This is a genomic window from Segeticoccus rhizosphaerae, assembly GCF_005222685.1.
GTDB classification, from domain to species: domain Bacteria; phylum Actinomycetota; class Actinomycetes; order Actinomycetales; family Dermatophilaceae; genus Segeticoccus; species Segeticoccus rhizosphaerae.
In genome coordinates this window covers 209,990-233,535 of the sequence record NZ_SWMA01000002.1, presented here as the reverse complement: position 1 = coordinate 233,535, position 23,546 = coordinate 209,990, and the positions used below count along the sequence as shown (strand labels likewise).

The 23,546-nt window shown below is 72.5% G+C and carries 20 protein-coding genes; 13 read left to right on the top strand and 7 right to left on the bottom strand.

Annotation, left to right across the window (positions count from 1 at the left end; all coding sequences use genetic code 11):
* Positions 1-19: 19 nt before the first annotated feature.
* Positions 20-1,177 carry a DUF2332 family protein gene (locus FCN22_RS02580; RefSeq protein ID WP_137119957.1) on the bottom strand — a complete coding sequence of 386 codons (1,158 nt, stop codon included), beginning with the start codon at positions 1,175-1,177 and terminating at the stop codon, positions 20-22.
* 49 nt (positions 1,178-1,226) lie between these two features.
* Positions 1,227-1,910, bottom strand: a complete 684-nt coding sequence (locus tag FCN22_RS02575) for a vitamin K epoxide reductase family protein (protein ID WP_238384463.1) — start codon at positions 1,908-1,910, stop codon at positions 1,227-1,229.
* Positions 1,911-2,077: 167 nt separating this feature from the next.
* Here FCN22_RS02575 and rsmI point away from each other — a divergent pair, with 167 nt between their 5' ends.
* Complete coding sequence (rsmI, locus tag FCN22_RS02570) at positions 2,078-2,932, top strand: 16S rRNA (cytidine(1402)-2'-O)-methyltransferase (protein ID WP_137119956.1); 855 nt, start codon at positions 2,078-2,080, stop codon at positions 2,930-2,932.
* A 39-nt stretch (positions 2,933-2,971) separates the two neighbouring features.
* Here rsmI and FCN22_RS02565 read toward each other — a convergent pair whose 3' ends face one another.
* Together FCN22_RS02565 and FCN22_RS02560 are read right to left on the bottom strand one after the other, a co-directional pair.
* Positions 2,972-3,553 carry a DUF4126 domain-containing protein gene (locus FCN22_RS02565; protein WP_137119955.1) on the bottom strand — a complete coding sequence of 194 codons (582 nt, stop codon included), beginning with the start codon at positions 3,551-3,553 and terminating at the stop codon, positions 2,972-2,974.
* 139 nt (positions 3,554-3,692) lie between these two features.
* On the bottom strand, positions 3,693-5,168 hold the full coding sequence (locus tag FCN22_RS02560; protein WP_137119954.1) for a PucR family transcriptional regulator: 1,476 nt from the start codon (positions 5,166-5,168) through the stop codon (positions 3,693-3,695).
* 202 nt (positions 5,169-5,370) lie between these two features.
* On the opposite strand from FCN22_RS02560, the gene gabT reads away from it, so the two are divergent.
* The 10 genes from gabT (at position 5,371) to FCN22_RS02510 (ending at position 18,562) form a co-directional block, all read left to right on the top strand.
* Complete coding sequence (gene gabT / locus FCN22_RS02555; protein ID WP_137119953.1) at positions 5,371-6,774, top strand: 4-aminobutyrate--2-oxoglutarate transaminase; 1,404 nt, start codon at positions 5,371-5,373, stop codon at positions 6,772-6,774.
* 28 nt (positions 6,775-6,802) lie between these two features.
* The gene (locus FCN22_RS02550; RefSeq protein ID WP_137119952.1) at positions 6,803-8,437 is read left to right on the top strand and encodes an aldehyde dehydrogenase family protein; all 1,635 of its coding nucleotides are present in this window, start codon (positions 6,803-6,805) and stop codon (positions 8,435-8,437) included.
* Positions 8,434-9,714, top strand: a complete 1,281-nt coding sequence (locus FCN22_RS02545) for a CaiB/BaiF CoA transferase family protein (RefSeq protein ID WP_137119951.1) — start codon at positions 8,434-8,436, stop codon at positions 9,712-9,714. The genes FCN22_RS02550 and FCN22_RS02545 overlap by 4 nt, the downstream gene beginning before the upstream one ends.
* Positions 9,711-10,922 (top strand): acyl-CoA dehydrogenase family protein, encoded by a 1,212-nt coding sequence (locus tag FCN22_RS02540; RefSeq protein ID WP_137119950.1) that lies wholly within the window; start codon positions 9,711-9,713, stop codon positions 10,920-10,922. Before FCN22_RS02545 ends, FCN22_RS02540 begins: the two co-directional genes overlap by 4 nt.
* Positions 10,923-11,068: 146 nt before the next feature.
* Positions 11,069-12,883, top strand: a complete 1,815-nt coding sequence (gene metG / locus FCN22_RS02535) for a methionine--tRNA ligase (protein ID WP_137119949.1) — start codon at positions 11,069-11,071, stop codon at positions 12,881-12,883.
* A gap of 106 nt (positions 12,884-12,989) precedes the next feature.
* A complete protein-coding gene (locus FCN22_RS02530; protein ID WP_137119948.1) occupies positions 12,990-13,829 on the top strand; it encodes a TatD family hydrolase in 840 nt (279 codons plus the stop codon).
* 129 nt (positions 13,830-13,958) lie between these two features.
* On the top strand, positions 13,959-14,465 hold the full coding sequence (locus FCN22_RS22645; RefSeq protein ID WP_137119947.1) for a transglycosylase family protein: 507 nt from the start codon (positions 13,959-13,961) through the stop codon (positions 14,463-14,465).
* Positions 14,466-14,555: 90 nt separating this feature from the next.
* On the top strand, positions 14,556-15,425 hold the full coding sequence (rsmA, locus tag FCN22_RS02520) for a 16S rRNA (adenine(1518)-N(6)/adenine(1519)-N(6))-dimethyltransferase RsmA (protein WP_137119946.1): 870 nt from the start codon (positions 14,556-14,558) through the stop codon (positions 15,423-15,425).
* A 324-nt stretch (positions 15,426-15,749) separates the two neighbouring features.
* The gene (locus tag FCN22_RS02515) at positions 15,750-16,691 is read left to right on the top strand and encodes a 4-(cytidine 5'-diphospho)-2-C-methyl-D-erythritol kinase (RefSeq protein ID WP_137119945.1); all 942 of its coding nucleotides are present in this window, start codon (positions 15,750-15,752) and stop codon (positions 16,689-16,691) included.
* A 2-nt stretch (positions 16,692-16,693) separates the two neighbouring features.
* Positions 16,694-18,562, top strand: a complete 1,869-nt coding sequence (locus FCN22_RS02510) for an ABC-F family ATP-binding cassette domain-containing protein (protein WP_137119944.1) — start codon at positions 16,694-16,696, stop codon at positions 18,560-18,562.
* Between the two features lie 60 nt (positions 18,563-18,622).
* Here FCN22_RS02510 and FCN22_RS02505 read toward each other — a convergent pair whose 3' ends face one another.
* Complete coding sequence (locus FCN22_RS02505) at positions 18,623-19,129, bottom strand: MarR family winged helix-turn-helix transcriptional regulator (protein ID WP_137119943.1); 507 nt, start codon at positions 19,127-19,129, stop codon at positions 18,623-18,625.
* A gap of 64 nt (positions 19,130-19,193) precedes the next feature.
* On the opposite strand from FCN22_RS02505, the gene FCN22_RS02500 reads away from it, so the two are divergent.
* Positions 19,194-19,994: a methyltransferase domain-containing protein gene (locus FCN22_RS02500; RefSeq protein ID WP_137119942.1), complete on the top strand. Its 801-nt coding sequence runs from the start codon at positions 19,194-19,196 to the stop codon at positions 19,992-19,994.
* A gap of 1 nt (position 19,995) precedes the next feature.
* Positions 19,996-20,844, top strand: coding sequence for a TrmO family methyltransferase domain-containing protein (locus FCN22_RS22640; protein ID WP_202911356.1), 849 nt, complete (start codon positions 19,996-19,998; stop codon positions 20,842-20,844).
* A 34-nt stretch (positions 20,845-20,878) separates the two neighbouring features.
* Here FCN22_RS22640 and FCN22_RS02490 read toward each other — a convergent pair whose 3' ends face one another.
* Positions 20,879-22,468, bottom strand: coding sequence for an ABC transporter permease (locus tag FCN22_RS02490; protein WP_137119941.1), 1,590 nt, complete (start codon positions 22,466-22,468; stop codon positions 20,879-20,881).
* Positions 22,465-23,544: an ABC transporter ATP-binding protein gene (locus FCN22_RS02485; protein ID WP_202911355.1), complete on the bottom strand. Its 1,080-nt coding sequence runs from the start codon at positions 23,542-23,544 to the stop codon at positions 22,465-22,467. The genes FCN22_RS02490 and FCN22_RS02485 overlap by 4 nt, the downstream gene beginning before the upstream one ends.
* Between the last annotated feature and the right edge of the window lie 2 nt (positions 23,545-23,546).

The following is a 23,546-nucleotide window of genomic DNA, read 5'->3' as shown; positions in this document are numbered from 1 at the left end:
CGAGGACCGGCCGTTTCGGTCATGCGGATGGTGCGCGCGGGGTGAGGGGACGGGGGTCCCACTCCAGCCAGGTGTCATACCGGTCGAGCCTGGCCAGGTCCACCACGTCGACGACCTCCCCGCTCCGGATGACCACGGCGACCAGGCCGCCGACGGTGGGGTCGTCGTAGGCCGGTGGCGGGTCGGTCGTCACGAGGGGGTAGGAGACCTGGGTGGCCTCGGCCATGATCCAGACCAGGTCACGGTCGGCGTCGGTGAGCAGCCGCGGCATCCGGGCCGGCTCGTCGGCCTCGGCGATGACCGAGGCGCCGTAGACGACCGGCAGGTGGCCGTCCGGCACCTCGGCGAGGGCGCGGGGCAGCAGGTCGAACATGTCGCCGTGCCGCAGGTCGATCTCGGTGTCGCGCACGCGGGCCAGGCCGCCACCGAGCCGGACCAGCTTGGTCGTCTCCTCCGGGTCCACGGCCGAGACCAGCCAGTCCGCGTCGTCGGGCTGGTCGGCGTCGATGGGATCGAGCTCGAGTCCGATCCGCTCGGCGATGTCGAGCTCGTCCGCGAGGCCGGGCGGCAGGCCCCCGCGGAGGTGGCACTCCAGGGTCACCGGGCCGTCGCCGATGGTGACGCGGCCGTAGTCGAAGCGGTAGAAGTCGGGCAGCAGCCCCAGGCCCGCGGCAGCGCCGAGCTCGATGAGCGCCAGCGGGCGGCCGTCGGCGTGCGTGGCCGCTGCCCAGGTGATGCCCGGGCGGACCTGGGCCCAGACCTGCGGGTCGTTCTGCCGGGCGGCCCGGCCGCACAGCGGGACCAGCCGGTCGTGGTGGGTGATGACGAAGTCGCGCCAGGCGTCGACGAGGGCCCTGCCGGCCGACCGCATGCCGCCGAGGGTGGGGTAGAACTCGGCGAGCGGGTGGTCGGTGGCCGTGGTGCGCAGCAGGTACTGCACCGGCGTGAAGAGCTGCGCCGGCTGCACCAGGTCGCCCGTGTCGGGGGTCGGGCGGGAGTGTGCCTGCGTGTGCCAGTCGATCAGCGGGGCGGCCAGCGACGGGTCCGCGGAGACGGCCTCGCAGATCCGTTGGTGGACAGGGCTGCTCGCATAGCGTCGCTCGCCCCACTCACCGAAGATGGCGGCCACCTCCGCCGCCGTCGGGTCGTGCTCGGCCTCGGGATGGGTGTTGGTCATAGGCAGGTTCTTCTCCCCCGCTCGGGCGCGCGGCGCGGCGAGCCCGGCATCAGCTGAAGTCCAGGACAGTGGACCAGTAGTACCAGAAACGGTGCAGCACGAGCACGAGGACGACGAGATACGAGATGGCCAGGAGCGGCGCGTGGTTGCGGCGCAGCGCGTCGACCGTTCCGCGCAGCGCGGCGGGCACCGGCAGGTGCCCGCGATCGAGGTTGGCCAGCGTGACGTAGAGGAACAGCGGGATGGTCACGGTCCACACCACCATGCAGTAGGGGCACAGGGCGTTGATCCGGTAGAGGCTCTGGAAGATCAGCCACCCCACGAAGCAGATCCCGAAGGTGACGCCGACCTGCAGCCCGAGCCAGTACCACCGCTTGAAGCGCGCGCCCGCGAGCAGGGCGGCGCCCGCCGCGACGACCATCGGGAAGGCCGCGACGCCGATCACCGGGTTCGGGAAGCCGAAGACCGACGCCTGCTCGCTCGCCATCACCGAACCGCAGGAGATGATCGGGTTGAGGCTGCAGATCGCGACGTGGCTCGGGTCGATCAGGGTCTGGATCTCCTCGTAGATCAGCCCGAACGCGCCGAGGAAACCCACACCGCCCCCGAGGACCATGAGCCACGGCAGGGCTCTCGCGAAGGGCATCGGGGCGGGTTCCGCGGACTCGTCGGAGCTCCCGCCGGGGGTCTTGGCGGAGCTCTGGAAGGGCGCGGCGGCGCGGGTCGAGGACATCGATCGTTCCCTGGTGTCGGGTCCGGCCCAGCAAGGCAGCGGACGAGTGCCTCCATTGTCACATTTGCCGGCGACGGCTCCTGCCCGGTGCGGCTGCTGCCGGGCATGGCTGCTGCCGCTCCAGCCGGGTGCGGCTCCCGCGGGGTGCGGGCTGAGAGGATCGACGAATGACGACGCCGACGAACCATCCCGGCACGCTCGTGCTCGCCGCGACGCCGATCGGCGACCCGCGCGACGCCGCGCCCCGCCTCGCCGAGGAGCTCGCGCAGGCCGACGTGGTCGCGGCGGAGGACACCCGCAGGCTCTCCCGGCTGTGCCAGGCCCTCGAGATTTCGCCGCAGGGATCGGTACTCAGCTACCACGAGCACAACGAGGCCTCCCGCACGCCGGACCTGCTGGGCCGCCTGCTCGCGGGGGAGCGGGTCGTGGTCGTCACGGATGCCGGTATGCCGTCCGTCTCCGACCCCGGCTACCGCCTGGTCGCGGCCGCGATCGACGCGGACGTGCCGGTCACCTGCGTGCCGGGACCGAGCGCGGTGCTGATGGCCCTCGCGGTGTCCGGGCTGCCCGTCGACCGGTTCTGCTTCGAGGGCTTCCCGCCGCGCAAACCGGGGGAGCGGGCCCGCGCACTGACCGCGCTGGCAGGGGAATCCCGCACCATGATCTTCTTCGAGGCGCCGCACCGGCTCGAGGCGACCCTGGCCGCGATGGCGACGGCCTTCGGCGCCGACCGTCCCGCCGCCGTCTGCCGAGAGCTGACCAAGACCTACGAGGAGGTCCGGCGCGGCGGCCTCGGCGAGCTCGCGGCGTGGTCCTCTGAGGGCGTGCGGGGCGAGATCACCCTCGTCGTCGGGGGCGCACCTCCGCAGGTCGTCGACCTCGACGACGGGATCGCCGCCGTCCTGGCACGCGTCGCGCAGGGCGAACGGCTCAAGGACGTCTGCGCCGACGTCGCCCGCGCCACCGGCCTGTCCAAGAAAGCCCTGTATGACGGGGCCCTCGCCTCCCGCGCGACGTCCTGAGCCGTTCCGTGCTCACCACGGTCGAGGAGATCGATGACGTCATGCCGGAGAGGGGGACCGGCCAGGCCGACGTCGCCTCATCCGGCGGAACTGTCGCCACGCCCACCACATCACCCACGCCAGCAGGACCAGAGCCACGATCACCAGGACCGGCAGGAAGACCGCGATCAGGCTGAGCCCGACCGAGGTGGTGTCCTCCGCGGCCGAGACGACGGGAGCGCCGAGGCCCACGGTCGAGATGTTCACCGCCGGGCGGGTGGTCGCCTTGGTCGCGTGCACGATGCCGGAGATCGAGACGCCGAGCACGACACCGACCCACGGGTGGTCCTGCATCCAGGAGGAGCTGTCGACCTTCTCCGCCGCACTCGTCGCCGCGAAGATCAGCCCTCCGACGGTGGGCCGGATGAAGGTCGCGACCGCGTCGTTGAGGCTGTCGACGATCGCGATCTTGTCGAGCACCACCTCGGTCAGCAGCAACACGGCGGCCACGCCGATCGCCCAGGTGCTCTCGATCCACGCATAGGACTGCGGCAGCGTGATCACGTCGGTGAACCGCCCCAGCAGCGCCACCATGAGGAACGGGATGTAGGCGTTGAGGCCGGCCGCCGCGGACAACCCCATCCCGTCAGTGCTGCCAGCATGCCCGCCCCCTTCGTGATCGCGTGCGCACAGTGTCGCAGCAACCGCCCACCCGCCGGGAGTTGCTGGCGGACGTCACTTCCCAGCCATTCCGGCGGCGGTCAGGCCAGGCCGGCGGCGGTCAGGCCAGGCCGGCGTCGCGCAGGGCGAGCCAGAGCCGGGCCGCCACGTCGGGGTCGTCCAGGTCCTGATCGAGGACCCGGCGGGCGGTGCCGATCCGGTGCCGCAGGGTGTTGCGGTGCACGCCCAGGTCGCGTGCCGCCTCCTCCCAGTGCCCCCGTGCGCGGAGGTATGCCGTCACGGCGCCGACGAGGTCGCTGCGCCGGTGCTCGAGCAGTGGTTGCAGGTCGACGGGAGCCCCCTCCCGCGAGGCATCCCGCGCGACCGCCCGCGCGCCGCGCAGCGTGCCGGGTGCGAGCCGACCGGCCGTGTCGGCGAGTGCCGCGTCGACCCGGCCGAGGTCCTCCAGGCGAACCGGTGCGGAGACGACCGCACGGGCGTCCGGGACGGTCTGCGCCAGCCAGTCGCGCAGGCCGGCCTCGTCGACGGCACCGGCCAGCGCGGCGAGCAGCCCGGTGTCCCGAGGGAGCACCCACACGGCCGGACCCGGCCGGGCGGCGAGCGAGCGCTCGAGGCCGTCGACCGTGTCGTCGTCTCCCGGGCGGCCCAGCTCCACGAGGAGCAGTCGCACCCAGGTGGGCGGGCACGGCATACCGCTCTGGGTGAGCAGCAGCTGGGCCGCCCGCACCTCACCGGCGAGCAGCAACCGCACCGCGCCCGCCCGCAGGCCGCGCGGCCCGGCGTCCGCCCGGTGCTCCTGCTCGGTCTGCAACGCCAGCAGCGCACTCGCGGTCAGCACGGTCTGCCGGTCGGCGTGGCTCATCGGGCGCCGGCAGCCGGTCGCGACGAAGCCGGTCGCGCCGCCCCGGGCAGCCAGCGGGTGCAGGACCACGTCGTCGTCACCGAGCGGGAAGGTTGCCGAAGAATGGGGGCCAGCCATGCGCAGCCTCGCGACCTCGACGGCGGCCTGCTCCGCGACGCCCCGGGACGTCTCCGGCCATACCGCGTCGACCTCACCGCGTCTCGAAAGCAGGGCCGCCCAGCCCTCGACCGCACCGGCCAGGGTCTGCACGACCGCCCGCGTGGGGTCGGGTCCGGCCGCCGCGCGCACCAGCGCGCGGTGCGCACCCAGGGCGGCGCTCAGCCGCTGCTCGCCGGTCCGGGCCAGCAGACCCCAGTAGGTGCGCGCTACGGCGAGGAACGGCGTCGCCGGCGGCACCACGAACAGCGGCACGCCCTCCGCCGCGCACGCGTCCGGCAGATCCGGCGGCACCTCGTCGTGCACCGGACCAAGGCCGAGGCCGAGGCCGGCGACCCCGCGCCGGCGCAACCGGGCGGCATACGCCCTGGTCTGCACACCGCGCCCGACCAGCGGCATGCCGGTCGTGAGCAGCAGCTCGCCGCCCTCGAGGAACGGTGTCGGGTCGACCAGCTCGCTCACGTGCACGCCGGTGACCTGCGTGGCGGGCACGCGCGCGCCGGCATACGGCTCGAGGCGGCCACCGAGGGCAGCACAGAGCGCGACCAGGTCGGGCACGAGGGCTCCTCTGGGACAGATCGTCCAGGTTCGACGTTTTCCGGTCAGATCATATGAGGTATGACGAGCCGGTGCCGCTTATCGTGCGAAGTGCCGTCCGTCCGGGCGGTGCCGCACGCCCAGCAGTCGCGCAGGTCCACCGCCCAGGTGCCGACGCCGGGTCCAGCAGCCGTCAGCAGTCTTCAGAGGTTCAGGAGCAGCCATGTCCGTCGCCGAATCCACCGCCACCTCCGACAGCACCCGTGGTGAGCCGGGCGCCGCCACGGAGTCGGCGCCGGGCCAGCCCGAGCAGCGCCGCATCCTGCGCACCGAGGTGCCTGGTCCCCGGTCCCGGGAGCTCCAGCAGCGGCGCACCGCAGCGGTCCCGGTCGGCATGGGCGTCGTGCTCCCGGTCTTCATCGAGCGCGCCGGCGGGGGTGTGCTGGTCGACGTGGACGGCAACCACCTGATCGACTTCGCGTCGGGCATCGCGGTGACCAGCGTCGGTGCGAGTGCGCCCGAAGTCGTCTCGCGGGTCCAGGAGCAGGTTGCACGCTTCGCCCACACCTGTTTCATGGTCACCGAGTACGACGGCTACGTCGCCGTCGCGGAGAGGCTCAACGCCCTCACGCCCGGCGACCACGACAAGCGCACCGCGCTGTTCACCACCGGCGCCGAGGCGGTCGAGAACGCCGTCAAGGTCGCGCGCCACGCGACCGGCCGCACCGAGGTCGTCGTCTTCGACCACGCTTACCACGGCCGCACCATGATGGCGATGGCGATGACCGCCAAGGAGATGCCCTACAAGGCAGGCTTCGGCCCGTTCCCCGGCCACGTGCACCGGGCGCCCTTCCCCTACGCGCTGCGTTGGCCGACCGGGCCGGAGAACGCGGCGGCCGAGGCGCTGGCCGCGCTCGAGGAGCTGCTGGAGGAGGTCGGGCCGCAGGAGGTCGCGGCGATCGTGGTCGAGCCGGTGCAGGGCGAGGGCGGCTTCATCGTGCCGGCGCCGGGGTTCCTCGCCGGGGTGCAGGAGGTCGCGAAGCGGCACGGCATCGTCTTCGTGGCCGACGAGGTGCAGGCCGGTCTCGGCCGCACCGGGACGGTCTACGCCTCCGAGTTCGAGGGGATCGTGCCCGACCTGGTCTGCTCGGCCAAGGCGCTCGGCGGGGGCCTGCCGCTGTCGGCGGTCACCGGGCGTGCCGAGCTCATGGAGGCGGTGCACGCCGGGGGTCTGGGTGGCACCTATGCCGGCAACCCGGTCGCCTGCGCGGCCGCGCTCGGCGCGCTGTCGATGATCGAGGAGGGTGGTCTGCTCGAGGCCGCCCGGCACATCGAACAGGTCGCGCGGGGCGTCCTGGAGCCGCTCGCGCAGGAGGTCCCCACGATCGCCGAGGTGCGGGGACGCGGGGCCATGTTGGCGATGGAATTCGTGCGGCCCGGCTCGCTCGAGCCCGCGCCCGAGGTGGCCAAGGCCGTGGCGGCGCGTTGTCACGAGCAGGGGGTGGTGGTGCTCGTCTGCGGCACCTACGGCAACGTGATCCGGCTGCTGCCGCCGCTGGTGATCGGCGACGAGCTGCTCGCCGACGGGCTCGCGGTCCTCGCCGAGGCCGTGCGCGAGGCATCATGAACCCATCGCACGACGCAGGAGGCCAAGGATGACCACGACGCTGCCGACCGACGCGGTGGACACCAGCCGTGACCCCCGGACCGGCGCTGCCCGCGGCGAGGTGCCGCACACCGACCCGGTGCAGGTGGCCCGGCTGGTGATGGCCGCCGGCGCGGTCGCCGCCGAGGTCGCGGCCACCGCCCCGGCGCAGCGCTCCCGCTGGCTCGGCGCCGTCGCCGACGCCCTCGAGCAACACCGGGACGAGCTGGCGCGGCTGGCCGACGAGGAGACCGCGCTCGGGCTCGACCGGTTGCTCGGCGAGGTCGTCCGGGCGGCGGACCAGGCCAGGTTCTACGCCTCGGTCGCCGTCGAGGGCAGCTGGGCGCAGGTCACCGTCGACCAGCTCCCGGACGGCACGGACCTGCGCCGCGTGCGGTGGCCCGTCGGGCCGGTCGCGGTCTTCGGGGCGAGCAACTTCCCCTTCGCCTTCGGCGTGGTCGGCCACGACACGTCCTCGGCGCTGGCAGCAGGCTGCCCGGTCGTCGTCAAGGCCCACCCCGCTCACCCGCGGCTGAGCGTGCGGCTGGGGGAGCTGGTCACGGAGACCCTCGCCGGGTCAGGCGCGCCCGAGGGTGTGTTTTCGGTGGTGGTCGGCTTCGACGCCGGGCTGCAGGTGGTGGACGCCCCCGAGACCGCGGCGGTCGGCTTCACCGGATCGCAGGCCGGCGGTATGGCGCTCGCCGAGCGCGCGCTCGCCCGGCCCCGCCCGATCCCGGTCTTCGCGGAGATGGGCACGGTCAACCCGGTGGTGGTGACGCCGGGCGCCGCCGGTGCCCGATTGGCCGAGGTCGCCGAAGGCTTCGTCGGCTCGTTCACGCTGGGTCAGGGGCAGTTCTGCACCAAGCCCGGGCTGCTGCTGGTGCCGCGCGGGAGCGGTGCCGCCGAGGCGGTCGCCGCGCAGGTGCGGACCCGGCCACCGGGCTGGCTGCTGACCGAGGGGATCGCCTCGTCCTACGCCGCGGGGGTGGCCCGGCTGGTCGAGGCCGGCGCCGAGGTCGTGGGAACGGCCGAGTGCGCCGAAGGCGGGTTCGCTGCCGCCGCAACGGTGTTGACGGCTCACGCCGACGACCTGCGCACCGGGTCACCACTGCTCGAGGAGTGCTTCGGCCCCGTGGCGTTGGTGGTGGAGTATGACGACCAGACGCACCTTGACTCGGTGCTCGCCCGGCTGCAGCCGAGCCTGGCCGGCGCCGTCGCCACCTCCGGTGCGGACGACGCGGACACGACGGCGCTCGTGGCGCGGCTGGCCCGGCAGGTCGGCCGGGTGCTGGTGGACGGCTGGCCGACCGGGGTCGCCACGACCTGGGCCCAGCACCACGGCGGACCCTGGCCCGCGACCAGCCGACCGGACGCGACGAGCGTCGGCGCCGCTGCGCTCGACCGCTTCACCCGTCCGGTGGCCTTCCAGGCCGTGCCCGAGGTCGGGTTGCCGGCCGTCCTGCGCGACGACAACCCGTGGAACGTGCCACGGCGGGTGGACGGGCAGCCGGAGGCGCCCGGCACGGCATACGCGGCGAGCGACACCTCCGAGGGCGACGAGCAGCACGCGGATGACCAACACAGGGACACGCACCCGGGCGAGGCGCCCGGTGGGGACGTTGTCGCGGAGGGGGTCGCCACGTGAGGCCACCGCTCGACGGGGTGCTCGTGGCCGACTTCAGCCGGGTCCTGGCCGGCCCCATCGCCACGATGAACCTCGCCGACCTCGGCGCGACCGTCGTCAAGGTGGAGCGGCCCGGTGCTGGCGACGACACCCGGTCGTGGGGGCCGCCGTGGTCCGACCACTCCTCGTCCTACTTCGACAGCATCAACCGCAGCAAGCGCAGCGTCACGCTCGACCTGCGCGACGAGGGCGACCGCGCCCTCGCGCACGAGCTGGCCCGGCGTGCCGACGTCTTCATCGAGAACTTCCGGCCCGGCGCCCTCGAGCGGCACGGCCTCGGCTACGAGCAGGTCCGCGCCGCGAACCCGCGCATCGTCTACGCGTCGATCACCGGCTTCGGCCGGGGGGCCGGCGCCGACCTGATGGGCTACGACTTCCTCGTGCAGGCGGTCGGCGGGCTGATGAGCGTCACCGGCGAGCCCGACGGCGATCCGACCAAGGCCGGCGTCGCACTCGTCGACGTGCTCACCGGCAAGGACGCCACGATCGGCATCCTCGCCGCGCTCACCGCCCGTGAACACGGCGGGCAGGGCTGCCGGGTCGAGGTGGAGCTGCTCTCCAGCCTGCTGTCCTCGATGGTCAACCAGGCCCAGGGCTACCTGCAGACCGGCAGGGCCCCGCGGCGGATGGGCAACCGGCACCCGTCGATCGCGCCCTACGAGACACTTCACTGCGCCGATGGCCTGCTCGCGGTCGCCTGTGGCAACGATGGCCAGTTCGCCCGGTTGGCAACGGCTCTCGGTGCACCGGAGCTGGCCGCGGACGAGCGGTTCGCCACCAACGCGTCGCGGGTGGGGCACCGGGAGGAGCTGGTTGGCGTCCTCGAGGCGCAGCTGGCCGCCGCCGACGCGGACACCTGGCAGCAGCGGCTGACCGCGGCAGACGTGCCGGCCGGCCGGGTCGGCGACCTTGCCGACGGGTTCGACCTCGCGGAACGGCTCGGGCTCGAGCCGTGGTCGCGGGTCGACGACCCCGCCGAGGGTTGGGGCGCCGGGGTCGACCCCGCCGAGGGTGCCACGCGCAAGGCCGGATCGAACGGCGCCGGTGGCGTGCCCCAGGTGCGCCACCCGGTGCGCTACGACGCCGACCTCACCACCACCCCGTCTCGGCCGCCGCGTCTGGGCGAGGACGACGCCGAGGTCCGGGCCTGGCTCCTCGAAGCCGACCCGGCACCGCTCCCACCTGCCACGACCCGTCAGACTGGTGACCAGGAACCGACCCGAAAGGCCTCCCGATGAACGCGAAGCACCCCGGCCGCAAGCCCTCGCTCGACCCGCTCGACCTCGTCGGCATCGACGACGTCCTGTCCGACGAGGAGAAGGCTGTCCGCGCCTCCGTCCGGCAGCTGTGTGACAAGAGCATCGACCCGCACGTGGCGGAGTGGTTCGAGTCCGGCGAGCTGCCGGTGGCCCGCGAGCTCGCCAAGGAGCTCGGCGACCTCGGGCTGCTCGGCATGCACCTGCAGGGCTACGGCTGCGCCGGCATGAGCGCGGTCGACTACGGGCTGGCCTGCCTCGAGCTCGAGGCGAGCGACTCCGGCATACGCTCGCTGGTCAGCGTGCAGGGGTCATTGGCGATGTTCGCGATCCACCGCTGGGGCAGCGAGGAGCAGAAGCAGGAGTGGCTGCCCCGGATGGCCGCGGGCGACGCGATCGGGTGCTTCGGGCTCACCGAGCCCGACTACGGGTCCGACCCAGGTTCGATGCGCACGCACGCCCGCCGCGACGGCGACGACTGGGTGCTCGACGGCGCCAAGATGTGGATCACCAACGGCTCCATCGCCGACGTGGCCGTGGTGTGGGCCAAGGTCGACGGGGACGAGGGCGGCAGCGAGATCCGGGGGTTCGTGGTGCCCACGGACACCCCGGGATTCTCGGCGCCGTTGATCAAGCACAAGATGTCGCTGCGGGCGTCGGTCTCCAGCGAGCTCGTCCTCGACGGGGTGCGGCTGCCGCAGTCCGCGATCTTCCCGGAGGTGCGCGGACTCAAGGGTCCGCTGTCCTGCCTCAACGAGGCGCGCTACGGCATCATCTGGGGCTCGCTCGGCGCGGCCCGCAGCTCGTTCGAGGCGGCGCTCGCCTACAGCAAGGAGCGGGTGCAGTTCGACAAGCCGATCGGCGCCTTCCAGCTGACCCAGTCCAAGCTGGCGCAGATGTCGACCGAGCTCAATCTCGGCGCGCTGCTGGCACTGCACCTGGGCCGCCGCAAGGACGCCGGCACGCTGCTGCCGCAGCAGGTCAGCGTCGGCAAGCTCAACAACGTCACCAAGGCGCTGGAGATCTGCCGGACCGCGCGCACCATCCTCGGCGCCAACGGGATCTCGTTGGAGTACCCGGTGATCCGGCACATGAACAACCTCGAGTCGGTCCTGACCTACGAGGGCACGCCGGAGATGCACACCCTCGTGGTCGGTCAGGCCCTGACCGGCGAGTCCGCCTTCCGCTGACCCCCCGACCCGCTGACCCCGCCCCTCACGGGCCGAGGCGGATGGCGTGTCATTGGCTCAGCGGCGGACGAGCGGGCAACGTGCGGGCGGCGGGCTGGTGACGGGCGCGGGATACCGGGTTGTGGTCGCACCCTAGGATTCGAGGCATGACCAAGGTCCTGTCTGCCGTCGCCTGGCCGTATGCCAACGGTCCGCGCCACATCGGCCACGTCGCCGGATTCGGCGTGCCGTCCGACGTGTTCAGCCGCTACATGCGGATGGCGGGCCACGACGTGCTCATGGTCAGCGGCACCGACGAGCACGGCACCCCGATCCTGGTCGCAGCCGACAAGGAGGGTGTCAGCGCGCGCGAGCTGGCGGACCGCAACAACCGGTTCATCGTCGAGGACCTGCACGCCCTGGGACTGTCCTACGACCTGTTCACCCGCACGACGACGCCGAACCACTACGCGGTCGCGCAGGAGATGTTCACCACGGTGCACCGCAACGGCTACCTGATCGAGCAGACGACGCGTGGCGCCGTCAGTCCGTCGACGGGGCGCACCCTGCCCGACCGCTACATCGAGGGGACCTGTCCGATCTGCGGCTACGACGGCGCCCGCGGTGACCAGTGCGACAACTGCGGCAACCAGCTCGACCCGACCGACCTGATCGAGCCGCACAGCAAGATCAACGGTGAGACACCGGAATTCGTCGAGACCCAGCACTTCTTCCTCGACCTGCCGGCACTCGCCGAGGCGCTCGGCGCGTGGCTCGACGACCGGGAGGCCACCGGCACGTGGCGGCCCAACGTCATCCGGTTCAGCCAGAACATCCTCGAGGACATCAGGCCTCGGGCGATGACCCGCGACCTCGACTGGGGCATCCCGGTGCCGCTCGAGGGGTGGCGCGACCAGCCCACCAAACGGCTCTACGTGTGGTTCGACGCGGTGATCGGTTACCTGTCGGCGTCGATCGAATGGGCGCGCCGGCTGGGCGAACCCGAGCGCTGGCGCGAGTGGTGGGTCGACGGGACCGTCCCGGAGGCCCAGGAGTCCTACTACTTCATGGGCAAGGACAACATCGTCTTCCACAGCCAGATCTGGCCCGCCGAGCTGCTCGCCTACGACGGCCGTGGGTCGCGTGGCGGCGAGCCCGGAAAGTATGGCGCGCTGAACCTGCCGACCGAGGTGGTCAGCTCCGAGTTCCTCACCATGGAGGGCAAGCAGTTCTCCTCCAGCCGCGGCGTGGTGATCTACGTGCGCGACGTCCTGTCCCGCTACCAGGCCGACGCGCTGCGCTACTTCATCTGCGCGGCCGGGCCGGAGAACCAGGACAGCGACTTCACCTGGGCTGAGTTCGTCCGCCGCACCAACAGCGAGCTGGTCGCGGGGTGGGGCAACCTGGTCAACCGCACCGCCACGATGATCCACAAGAACTTCGGCGAGATCCCGGCGGCGGGCGAGCTGACCGAGGGCGACGAGGCGCTGCTCTCCGACGTGCGCACGGCGTTCGACACGGTCGGTGGGCTGATCGCACGGCACCGGCAGAAGGCCGCGATCGGCGAGGTCATGCGGGTCATCGGCGAGGCCAACAAGTACGTCACCGACGAGGCGCCGTGGACGCTCAAGGCTCCGGAGCAGCGCGCCCGGCTCGGCACGGTGCTGCACGTGCTGGCGCAGGCCGTGTCCGACTGCAACACGCTGATCGCGCCGTTCCTGCCGCACAGTGCCAACGCCGTGCACCTCGTCATCGGGGGCGACGGCGAGTTCGTGCCGATGCCCAGGATCGACGAGGTCGACGACCTCGACGGCGGCCCGGGCTACCCCGTCATCACCGGCGACTACTCGACCACGCCGGCGTGGGAGTCGCGTCCCGTCAAGGTCGGCGCCCCGATCGGCAAGCCGACCCCTGTCTTCACCAAGCTCGACCACGCGATCGTCGACGAGGAGCTCGCCCGGCTCACGCAGGAGGCGGGGTGACCCCTGCTCACCCCGGGCCGGTTTGCTCGATTCATGCCGGTTTCGGGGTGGCCAAAACCGGCCTGAACCGAGCAAAGGCGCCTGAGCCGAGCACGCGGGAGCGGGTGTGACGTCCCGCGGCGATCGCCCGCCGGCGCCCGACCCGCTGCCGATCCCGGTCGTCGACAACCACACCCACCTCGACATCGGCCGCGACGGCGGCGAGCCACCCGACCCGGGTGAGGCGATCGCGGAGGCCACCGCGGTCGGGGTGCCGCGGATGGTGCAGATCGGTTGCGACCTGCCCGGCGCCCGTTTCACCGTCGAGGTGATCGATCGGTATGCCGCGTTGCTGGGCGGGGTGGCGCTGCACCCCAACGAGACGCCGGGCCTCGCGTCCCGGGGCGAGACCGACGCGGCCCGGGCCGAGATCGAGCGGCTCGCGGCCCACCCGCGGGTGCGGGTGGTGGGTGAGACCGGCCTGGACTACTTCCGGACCGGGCCGGACGGCATACCGGCGCAGCAGGACTCCTTCCGCTGGCACATCGACCTGGCCAAGCGGACCGGCCTGGCGCTGCAGATCCACGACCGCGACGCGCACGACGACGTGCTGCGGATCCTGGCCGAGGAGGGAGCCCCCGAGCACACCGTGCTGCACTGCTTCTCCGGCGACATCGAGATGGCCCGCACCTGCGTCGAGCGCGGCTACCACCTCTCCTTCGCGGGCACGGTGACCTTCAAGAACGCCCGGCAGCTGCGCAACGCACTCGCCGTCACGCCCCTGTCGCAGCTGCTCGTCGAGACCGACGCGCCCTACCTGACCCCCAGCCCGCACCGGGGGGCGCCGAACGCCTCCTACCTCGTGCCGCTCACCGTGCGGGCGATGGCCGACGTGCTCAACGTCGACGTGCCCGCGCTCTGCACCGCGGTCGCCGACAACTCCGAGCGGATCTATGGTCCCTGGTAGACGCGCCGCAGAAACGTTACCGAACCGACGACATCCCGTTATCAGAACTTGACCTTGGCCGGGGGCTACGCCAAGGTGTGACGCCATGTCCCGAGACCCCGGGACTGTGCCGACGACGGGAGGGCCGAGGTGGCGCCGAGCCGGCCACGCACCGCGGGCATTGCGGTCGCCCTCCTCGCGCTCGCGGCCGGGGCGCTGCTCTGCGGACATCTGCTGCCCACCGCCGAACCCGGCCCCACGCTGCTCTCGGCCGACGCGGAGGGCGCCTCGACGTCCACCGCGACGGACCCGTCGACGTCCGCCCCGCCGAGCCGCTCGGAGCCGGCCTACGAGCCGCTCCGGATCTCCCGGGGCGGGGCGGCCCGGCCGCGCCTGGTCCCCGACGTGCCCGGCCACGACCCCGGGCGGGGCCTGAACTGGGCCGCCCTGGCCGAGTGCGAGTCGGGTGGCGACCCGCGGGAGGTCAGCGCCCACGGTTACTTCGGTCTCTACCAGGTCAGCATCTCGGCCTGGCGGTCGGTGGGCGGTCTGGGCAGTCCGGCCCGTGCGGATCCCTACGAGCAGACCGCCCGAGCTCAGCAGCTCTACGCCCGCTTCGGTGCCGACCTGTGGCCGGTCTGCTCCCGCTACCTCTGACCCACATCCCAGACGACGCGGGGCAACCCCGGGACGACGCCCTGACGACCCCGGACGGACCCGGCGGCGTCGGCCATTAGGCTGCTCGACATGGCTGCGGACGACACGGCGAGGACCGGGATGCTGGGCGCCGCCCAGATCCGTGAGCTCGCGACGCGCCTGGGGGTGAGCCCCACCAAGCACTGGGGGCAGAACTTCGTCATCGACGCCAACACGGTGCGCCGCATCGTCCGACTCGCCGGGGTCGGCCCGGACGACGTCGTGGTCGAGGTGGGACCCGGGCTCGGCTCGCTCACCCTCGCCCTGCTGCCCGAGGTGGGCCGGGTCGTGGCGGTCGAGGTGGACCCGGTGCTGGCGCTCGCCCTGCCGCAGACGGTGCAGGAGCACGCCCCCGGACACGAGGACCGGTTGTCGGTGGTGCAGGCGGACGCGCTCAACGTCGACGAGCTGCCCGACCCCCAGCCGACCGCGCTGGTGGCCAATCTGCCCTACAACGTCTCGGTGCCGGTCGTTCTCGGCTTCCTGCAGGCGTTCCCGACCCTCGAGCGGGTGCTCGTCATGGTGCAGCTCGAGGTCGCCGAGCGGCTCGCCGCCCGTCCCGGCAGCAAGACGTATGGCGTGCCGAGCGTCAAGGCTGCGTGGTATGCCGACGTGCGGCTCGCGGGCACGGTCAGCCGCAACGTGTTCTGGCCCGCGCCCAACGTCGACTCGGGCCTGGTCGAGTTGAGGCGGCACCCCGCTCCGCGCTCGAACGCCTCCCGGGCCGAGGTGTTCGCGTGCGTCGACGCGGCCTTCGCCCAGCGTCGCAAGACGCTGCGGGCGGCCCTCGCTGGCTGGGCCGGTTCCGCGACGCGGGCCGAGGAGATCCTGCGGGCCGCCGGTGTGGACCCGAGAACGCGTGGCGAGAGCCTCGACGTCGAGGCCTTCATCGCGATCGCCGCCCGGCAGGACCTCGGGTGAGCACATGAACCACCACACGAAAAGCACCCCACGAAGTCCTCGCTCGTGCCTCACTCGGTACTTCGCGGGGACCCCGCACTCCGCTGCGCTGCCACCCCACGAAGTTCTCCGCTGCGCTCCGATACTTCGCGGGGACCCTGGCCTCCGATACTTCGCGGGGACCCCGGCCTCCGATACTTCGCGGGGACCCCGGCCTCCGATACTTCGCGGGGACCCCGGCCTCCGATACTTCGCGGGGACCCCGGCCTCCGATACTTCGCGGGGACCCCGGCCTCCGATACTTCGCGGGGACCCCGGCCTCCGATACTTCGCGGGGACCCCGGCATGATCACGACCAGGGAGGGGTCGCGCCACGTCACCGTGCGGGTCCCGGCCAAGGTCAACCTCGAGCTCAACGTGGGGCCGCACCGCGCGGACGGCTACCACGACCTGGCCACGGTCTTCCACGCCGTGAGCCTCTACGACGACGTGACCGTCGAGCCGGCCGCCGACTGGGAGGTCGTCGCGGCCGGCCCCTACGCCGAGCAGATCCCTCTCGACGAGAGCAACCTCGCCCTGCTGGCAGCGCGCCGCGTGGCGCAGGCGGGTGGCGTCGACACGCCGGTGCGGATCACGATCGACAAGCAGATCCCGGTGGCCGGGGGCATGGCCGGTGGCTCAGCAGACGGCGCCGCGGCCCTGGTGGCGTGTGACGCGCTCTGGGGCCTCGAGCTGTCCCGGCCCCAGCTTGACGCGATGGCAGGTGATCTCGGCAGCGACGTCGCCTTTGCGCTCACCGGTGGCACGGCGATCGGTTCGGGTCGCGGGGAATCGCTCGCCCCGGTCCTGGCCCGCGGCAGCTACCACTGGGTCTTCGCGATCAGCGAGGGCGGGCTGTCGACTCCCGCGGTGTATGCCGAGTGCGACCGGATGCGCGGACGGCGCCGGATCGCGGCACCCGAGCCGTCCGACGACCTCATGGCCGCCCTGCGCTCGGGTGATCCGCAGGCCCTCGGCTCGGCCCTGTCCAACGACCTGCAGGAGGCGGCCTTCTCGCTGCGTCCCCCGCTGCGCGACCTGCTAGCGGCCGGCCTGGAGATGGGGGCGCTCGGTGGGGTGGTCTCGGGCTCGGGTCCGACGGTGGCCTTCCTCGCGGCCGATGCGGAGGGGGCCCTCGACCTCGCGGTCGCGCTCGCGGCCGTCGGATCCGCTCCGGAGGTCAAGCGGGCGACGGGACCGGCTCACGGCGCCCACGTGCTCAGCCACGAGATGACCCGGGGTCGCTGAGCGTGGCCAATCTGGTTGCCGTCGAGCAGGTTTCACTCACGCTGGGCACCCACACGATCCTCGACGGGGTGTCGCTGGGAGTCAACGGGGGAGCCCGGATCGGCGTCGTGGGCCGCAACGGTGGGGGCAAGTCCACCCTGTTGCGCGTGCTCGCAGGAGACCAGGAGGCCGACTCCGGCCGGGTCACGCGGGTCGGCATGCTCTCGGTCGGTCTGCTGCGCCAGGTCGACACGATCGACCCGGAGTCGACGGTGCGCGAGGCGGTGCTCGGTGACCTGCCCGAGCACGAGTGGGCAGGGGACGCCCGGGTCCGCGACGTGATGGACGGGCTGCTCGGCGGGGTGGAGGCGCCGGAGGTCGGCGGGCTCGACGCGGTCGTCGGCCCGATGTCCGGCGGCGAGCGCCGGCGGCTGGCCCTGGCCGCGTTGCTGGTCGAGGACCCGGACCTGCTGCTGCTCGACGAGCCGACCAACCACCTCGACGTCGAGGGCGTGGCCTGGCTGGCGCAGCACCTCGCGACCCGCCGCAACCGGCCCGGCACCGGCCTGGTCGCCGTGACGCACGACCGCTGGTTCCTCGACGAGGTCGCGACCCTCACCTGGGAGGTCGTCGACGGGCGGGTCGAGTCCTACGAAGGCGGCTACGCGGCATACGTGCTCGCCAAGGCGGAGCGCGACCGCATCGCCGCGGTGACTGAGGAGCGGCGCGGCAACCTGCTGCGCAAGGAGCTGGCCTGGCTGCGCCGCGGGCCGCCGGCGCGCACCAGCAAACCGAAGTTCCGGATCGAGGCCGCCAACGCGCTGATCGCCGACGAGCCGGACCCGCGGGACGAGGTCTCGCTGGTGCGCTTTGCCACGACCCGGCTCGGCAAGGACGTCGTGGACCTGCTGGACGCCACGGTCGAGCTCGGTGACCGCCGGTTGCTGGACCGGGTGACCTGGCGGCTGGCGCCGGGCGACCGGATCGGCATCGTCGGCGTCAATGGCGCCGGCAAGTCGACCCTGCTCCGGGCGGTGCACGGTGACGTCGAGCTCGCGTCGGGCAAGCGCAAGGTCGGCAAGACGGTGTCGATGGCGTTCCTGACCCAGGAGGTCCGCGAGCTGGAGGCGTTCGCCGACTGGCGGGTCATCGCGGCGATCGAGGACGTCAAGGCGTTCACCCGGCTCGGCAACAAGGAGGTGAGCGCGAGCCAGCTCGCGAAGCGGCTCGGCTTCTCCGGTGGCCGCCAGCAGACCCGGGTCGGCGACCTGTCCGGTGGGGAGCGGCGGCGGCTGCAGCTGCTCCGACTGCTGATGGCCGAACCCAACGTGCTGCTGCTGGACGAGCCCACCAACGACCTCGACATCGAAACGCTCACCTCGCTCGAGGACGTGCTCGACGGCTGGGCCGGCACGCTCCTCGTCGTGTCGCACGACCGCTACCTGCTCGAGCGGATGTGCGACAAGCAGGTGGCGCTGATGGGGGACGGCCGGCTGCGCGGCCTGCCCGGCGGGGTCGAGCAGTACCTCGAGCTGCGCCACCAGCAGCACGTCTCGGGACAGGGTTCGGCTGGACACGCGACCGCTGGGCGCCCGTCGGCGGGAGCGACCTCGACGGGGAGTGTCCACGAGCCCGCAGACGGGGCTTCGGCGACCGGTGCGGCGCAGACGCACCGCCCGGCGCAGCTGCGTGCCGCGCGCAAGGAGCTGGCGCGGATCGAGCGACAGCTGTCCAGGCTCGCCACCCGCGAACAGCGGATCCACGACGAGATGGCGCTGAAGGCCACCGATCACCAGGCCGTGCTCGAGCTCAACGAGACGTTGCGCGCGATCGTGGACGAGCGGGAGTCGCTGGAGCTGGAGTGGCTCGAGGCCGCCGAGATCGTCGGCTGACCGCACCGCGGCCGGTGGGAAGCAGCGCCGACGGGTCGTTGGCCGCCCGCCCGCGCGCCGTCAGGGCTCGAACGGCAGCAGCAGCCTGCGGAGCAGTTCGGCAAGCTGCCGGCGCTCGCCCTCAGGCAGCTCGGCGAGCAGCTCGCGCTCGCGGTCGAGCAGATCGGCCATGGCGCTGTCGACCACCTTCCTCCCCTCCTGGGTCAGGCCCACGATGACGCCGCGCCGGTCACCGGGCCTCGGTTTGCGGTGCACGAGCCCGCGTCGTTCGAGCCGGTCGACGCGGTTGGTCATGGTGCCGCTGGTCACCAGCATCTGCTTGACCAGCTGCCCGGGGGAGAGCTCGTAGGGTGCGCCGGCTCGGCGCAGTGCGGACAGCACGTCGAACTCCCACCCTTCCAGGCGGTGCTGGGCGAAGGCCGAGCCGCGGGCCAGGTCCAGGTGGCGGGCCAGCCGGGACACCCGTGAGAGCACGTGCAGCGGGGTGACCTCGAGGTCTCCCCGCTCGCGTTGCCAGGCTTCGACGATGCGGTCGACCTCGTCCTGCTCGTCCTCGGGCGTCGACATGGTGGCGAGTCTAGTGTCCATCAAGTATCTTGATATCAAGCTATTTGAGATCGAGAGGTAGATCATGCCCATCACCTGGGATCCACAGCAGTACGCCCGTTTCGCGGGCCACCGCGAGCGCCCCTTCTTCGACCTGACCTCGCGCATCGACGCGGACGCGCCGGACCGCGTGGTCGACCTCGGCTGCGGCGCGGGCCCGCTCACGCTGCACCTGGCGCAGCGCTGGTCGGGGGCCCGGGTCGTCGGCGTCGACTCCTCACCCCCGATGATCGAGCAGGCCCGCGACGCCGACCCGGACGGCCGGGTCGAGTGGGTCGAGGCCGACCTCGTCACGTGGCGGGCGGAAGCGCCGGTCGACGTCCTGGTCACCAACGCCGCACTGCAGTGGGTGCCCACCCACCTGGACCTGTTGCCACGGCTGATCGACCAGGTCGCGCCGGGCGGGTGGTTTGCCATGCAGGTGCCGGGCAACTTCGACGCCCCCGCGCACGCTCTGCTGCGCGACGTCGCGGCGCGGATGCCACGCGCCGACGAGCTTGTCCCGCGGTTTCGGGGAGCGTATGCCGTGGCCGAGCCCACGGCATACGCCGCTGTGCTCGCGGACGCCGGAATGGAGGTCGACGTGTGGGAGACGACCTACCTGCAGATGCTCGATCCCCAAGGGCTGCAAGCAGATCCGGTGCTCGAGTGGACCAAGGGCACGGCGCTGCGCCCCGTGCTCGAGGTCCTGACCGGCGAGCAGGAACGCACCGAGTTCATGACGGCGTATGCCGAGTCGCTGCGGCAGGCCTACCCCCGCCAGCGCCACGGCACGCCATTCCCGTTCCGGCGGATCTTCGCTGTCGGCCACCGACGGGAGGGCTGACTTGGAAGCGTTCACGATGCGGCCGATCGGCACGGTCGTCGGCGGTCGCACCGAGGCTGCCGACGACCACTGGGGGTCGGTGCGTGCGGCCATCGAGCTCGACGCCACCGAGTTCGGCCCGGATGCACTGGCCGTCATCGAGGACTTCTCGCACCTCGAGGTCGTCTACCACTTCCACCTGGTCGCGCCCGGCACCGAGCAGCGTGGCGCACGTAGGCCGAGGGGTAGGGCCGACTGGCCGCTGGTCGGGATCTTCGCGCAGCGCGGCAAGCGTCGGCCCGGACGGATCGGCGTCAGTCGCTGCCGGTTGCTGGCGGTCGACGGCACGCGGCTCGAGGTCGAGGGACTGGACGCGATCGATGGGACGCCGGTGCTCGACGTGAAGCCGGTGATGCGCGAGTTCGGGCCGAGAGGCGCGGTCCGACAGCCGGACTGGGCGAGCGAGCTGATGGCCGACTACTACACGCCGAACCAACCCCCCGGACCACTCCGGGCGGTCACCGCCCTGCACCACGTGCAAGTGTCGTGTCCGGCCGGGTCGGAGCAGGCGTTGCGCGGCTTCTACGCGGGCGTGCTCGGCATGACCGAGGTGAGCAAGCCGCCGGTGCTGGCCGCCCGGGGAGGGGCGTGGTTCCGTTCCGGCACGGCCGAGCTGCACTGCGGCGTCGAGGCCGACTTCCGGCCCGCCCGCAAGGCGCACCCGTGCCTGCTCGTCCCGGACGTGGACTCCGTGGCCGAGGCCGTGGCACGCGCCGGCGGCGAAGTGCGCTGGGACGACAACGTGCCGGGCGTGCGACGGTTCCACACCGATGACCCGGTGGGCAACCGGATCGAGCTCCAGCAGTCCTGACCAGCAGTCCGGATGAGCGGTCCTGACCAGCGATTCAACGGGCCGGGACACCTCGGCGGCGGAACCCGACGAAGGCGAGAGCCACCAGGCCGACCGCCACGAGGGTGAGCAGCGCCAGCTGCGCGCCGCCGGCCGCTTCGGCGGGCGGGTCGCCGACGTGGCTGGTGGGTGCGAGGTCCGCAAGCCAGGTCGGTAGCTGCAGGGCGTCGCCGAGGAAGGCCACGACCGCGGTGAACCCGAACGCCGCCCACGCCACGACGAAACCCCTCGGCCACGCACCGAACACCGCGAGCGCCACGCCCAGCAGGACGAGAACCGGCGGCAGGTAGGACGAGATGGCCCCCACGAGCCGCCCTGTCTCGCCGTGGCCGGTCGACCAGGCGACGCTCAGCCCGAGCGTGAGCGCGCCGAGGGCCACGATCACGACCAGTCCGGCGAGGATCGTGACGAGGTGGACGGCGAGCCACGACATACGACTCGAGGTGCCGGCCAGCAGCGGCTCGAGCCGCCCTGCTGACTCCTCCGCACGAAGGGTTCCGACGGCCTGCACGACGTAGCCACCGCTGACCAGTGCCACGAGCAGGACTGACATCGCGAGGAACCCGTCGGCTCCACCGGCACCGCCCAACGCGTCACGCAGTGCCGGGTTGCCTGCCATCGCGTCGATGACGTTCTGGGCGAGCAACCCGAACATGCCGCTCACGACGACCGCGCCGGCGGCCCAGCCGATGACCGCGCCGCGGTGCAGCGTCGACGCCAGCCCCCACCTGCTGCGCAGGAAGGCGGAGGCGGCCGGCGCCGAGGCACCACGTCGCAGCAGCGCGCTGCCGACGTCGCGGGCAGAGGCGAGCCGGACCGCCACACCCACAAGGGCGATGCCGACGGCGAGCGAGAGCAGCAGGGGCCACGTGCGAGCGTCCCCGAACGCCCGCGTCTGCTCGGCCCAGCCCAACGGGGACAACCAGGTGAGCCCGTTGCCGAGGACGTCACCGACACCACGCAGCAGGTAGGCGAGGACGAGCAGGCCGAGGGCGATCGCGTAGACGCCTCGGCCGTGCAGGACGACCTGTGCGGCGACAGCCGCGATGCCGGCGAACACCAACCCGAGGGCGCCGAGCGACGCTGCGTAGAGCAGCGACCCGGCGACGGGGACGCCCACGGAGATCAGGCCCGCGGCCAGGGCCAGCGAGGTGACGATTAGCGCCGCGGTCGCCACCAGCGCGGCGGCCGCCAGCGGCGCGGTGCGCCCGATCCGACCGGCGAGCAGCAGCTCGAGGCGCCCGGACTCCTCGTCGCGGCGGGTGCTGCGGGCGATCAGGCTGATCCCCATCAGTGGCACCGCGAACGACGCCACGAACCCGAACTCGTTGGCGATCACACCGCCGAGGGTGTCGAGCCCGTGCACCTTGCCGTTGAGCAGCATCAGTGCGTCGCCACCGCCGATCGCCTCGGCGTAGCTGTCGATCTTCGCCTGCGTGTCGTAGAGGCCGCTGACCGACTCCGTCGTGAGCACCATCAGCGCGGCGATGCCGACGACCCAGGCCAGGATCGCCTTCCAGCCGATGCGCAGTGAGATGCCGACCATGGGGACAAGGCTTGTCGAGCCGAGACGGGTGGTGCTCATCGACGCGCACCCCGTATGCCGTGCCGGTGGCCACGTCGACCCCGATTGCCGTGCGGGCCAGACGGGTCGACCGAGTCGCCGCCGCCATCGCCGCGGTTCCCGCGGCCGCCCGCGAGCGCCGGGTCGGCGGCGTAGTTGCTCAGGAACAGCTCGTCCAGGCTCGGTGGCTCGCTGGTGAGCGTGTGGATGCCGGCCCCGTGGACCAGGCCGATCGCCTCGTCGAGGTGCTCGGCGTCGACCGTGAAGGACGAGGCGTGCCGGCCGTCCACCTCGCGCTGGTCGAGCTCGCCGACGCCGGGCAGCGTCGCCAGACCGGACGAACGGCCCCGCGTGACGGCGTGGACGCTCGTGCGGGTGTGCCGGCGCAGCTCGGCCAGGCTGCCGGAGCTGACGTTGCGGCCCGCGCGGATGATGCTCACCCGGTCTGCCAGCGCCTCGACCTCTCCCAGAATGTGACTGGACAGCAGGACGGTCACTCCCTGTGCCTGGCGTTCTCGGACGGCCTGCTGAAACACCTGCTCCATCAACGGGTCGAGGCCGGAGGTGGGCTCATCGAGCACGAGCAGTTCGACGTCGGCGGCGAGGGCTGCGATCAGGGCGACCTTCTGCCGGTTGCCCTTGGAGTAGTCGCGGGCACGTTTGGCCGGGTCGAGGTCGAACCGCTCGATCAGCTCCGCCCGCGCCCCGGATCGCAGGCCGCCGTGGGTGTCGCCGAGCAGGTCGAGACACTGTCCGCCGGTCAGTCCCGGCCACAGCGCGACGTCACCCGGCACGTAGGCGAGCCGCCGGTGCAGCGTGGCAGCGTCCTCCCACGGGTCCTGGCCGAAGACCTCGATCCGGCCGGCGCTTGCACGCATCAGCCCCAGCAGGACCCGGATGGTGGTCGACTTGCCGGCACCGTTGGGTCCGAGGAAGCCGTGCACCTCGCCTCGGGCGACGCGCAGGTCCAGGCCGTCGAGGGCGCGGAACCGGCCGAAGGTCTTGACCAGGCCATCGGCCCTGACCAGGTCGTCCAGGTCGTTCCCGTGGTTGCCTCGCTCGCGGGTTGTCGCCGTGGCGTCGGGTGTGGCGTGCATCC

Coding starts and splice junctions, on each gene's coding strand:
- rsmA (WP_137119946.1), top strand. CDS start 14,556: ATGGCTGCGGACGACACGGCGAGGACCGGGATGCTGGGCGCCGCCCAG.
- FCN22_RS02540 (WP_137119950.1), top strand. CDS start 9,711: ATGAACGCGAAGCACCCCGGCCGCAAGCCCTCGCTCGACCCGCTCGAC.
- gabT (WP_137119953.1), top strand. CDS start 5,371: ATGTCCGTCGCCGAATCCACCGCCACCTCCGACAGCACCCGTGGTGAG.
- FCN22_RS02565 (WP_137119955.1), bottom strand. CDS start 3,553: ATGGGGTTGTCCGCGGCGGCCGGCCTCAACGCCTACATCCCGTTCCTC.
- FCN22_RS02505 (WP_137119943.1), bottom strand. CDS start 19,129: ATGTCGACGCCCGAGGACGAGCAGGACGAGGTCGACCGCATCGTCGAA.
- FCN22_RS02550 (WP_137119952.1), top strand. CDS start 6,803: ATGACCACGACGCTGCCGACCGACGCGGTGGACACCAGCCGTGACCCC.
- metG (WP_137119949.1), top strand. CDS start 11,069: ATGACCAAGGTCCTGTCTGCCGTCGCCTGGCCGTATGCCAACGGTCCG.
- FCN22_RS02500 (WP_137119942.1), top strand. CDS start 19,194: ATGCCCATCACCTGGGATCCACAGCAGTACGCCCGTTTCGCGGGCCAC.
- FCN22_RS02515 (WP_137119945.1), top strand. CDS start 15,750: ATGATCACGACCAGGGAGGGGTCGCGCCACGTCACCGTGCGGGTCCCG.
- FCN22_RS02490 (WP_137119941.1), bottom strand. CDS start 22,468: ATGAGCACCACCCGTCTCGGCTCGACAAGCCTTGTCCCCATGGTCGGC.
- FCN22_RS02580 (WP_137119957.1), bottom strand. CDS start 1,177: ATGACCAACACCCATCCCGAGGCCGAGCACGACCCGACGGCGGCGGAG.
- FCN22_RS02485 (WP_202911355.1), bottom strand. CDS start 23,544: ATGCACGCCACACCCGACGCCACGGCGACAACCCGCGAGCGAGGCAAC.
- FCN22_RS02575 (WP_238384463.1), bottom strand. CDS start 1,910: ATGTCCTCGACCCGCGCCGCCGCGCCCTTCCAGAGCTCCGCCAAGACC.
- rsmI (WP_137119956.1), top strand. CDS start 2,078: ATGACGACGCCGACGAACCATCCCGGCACGCTCGTGCTCGCCGCGACG.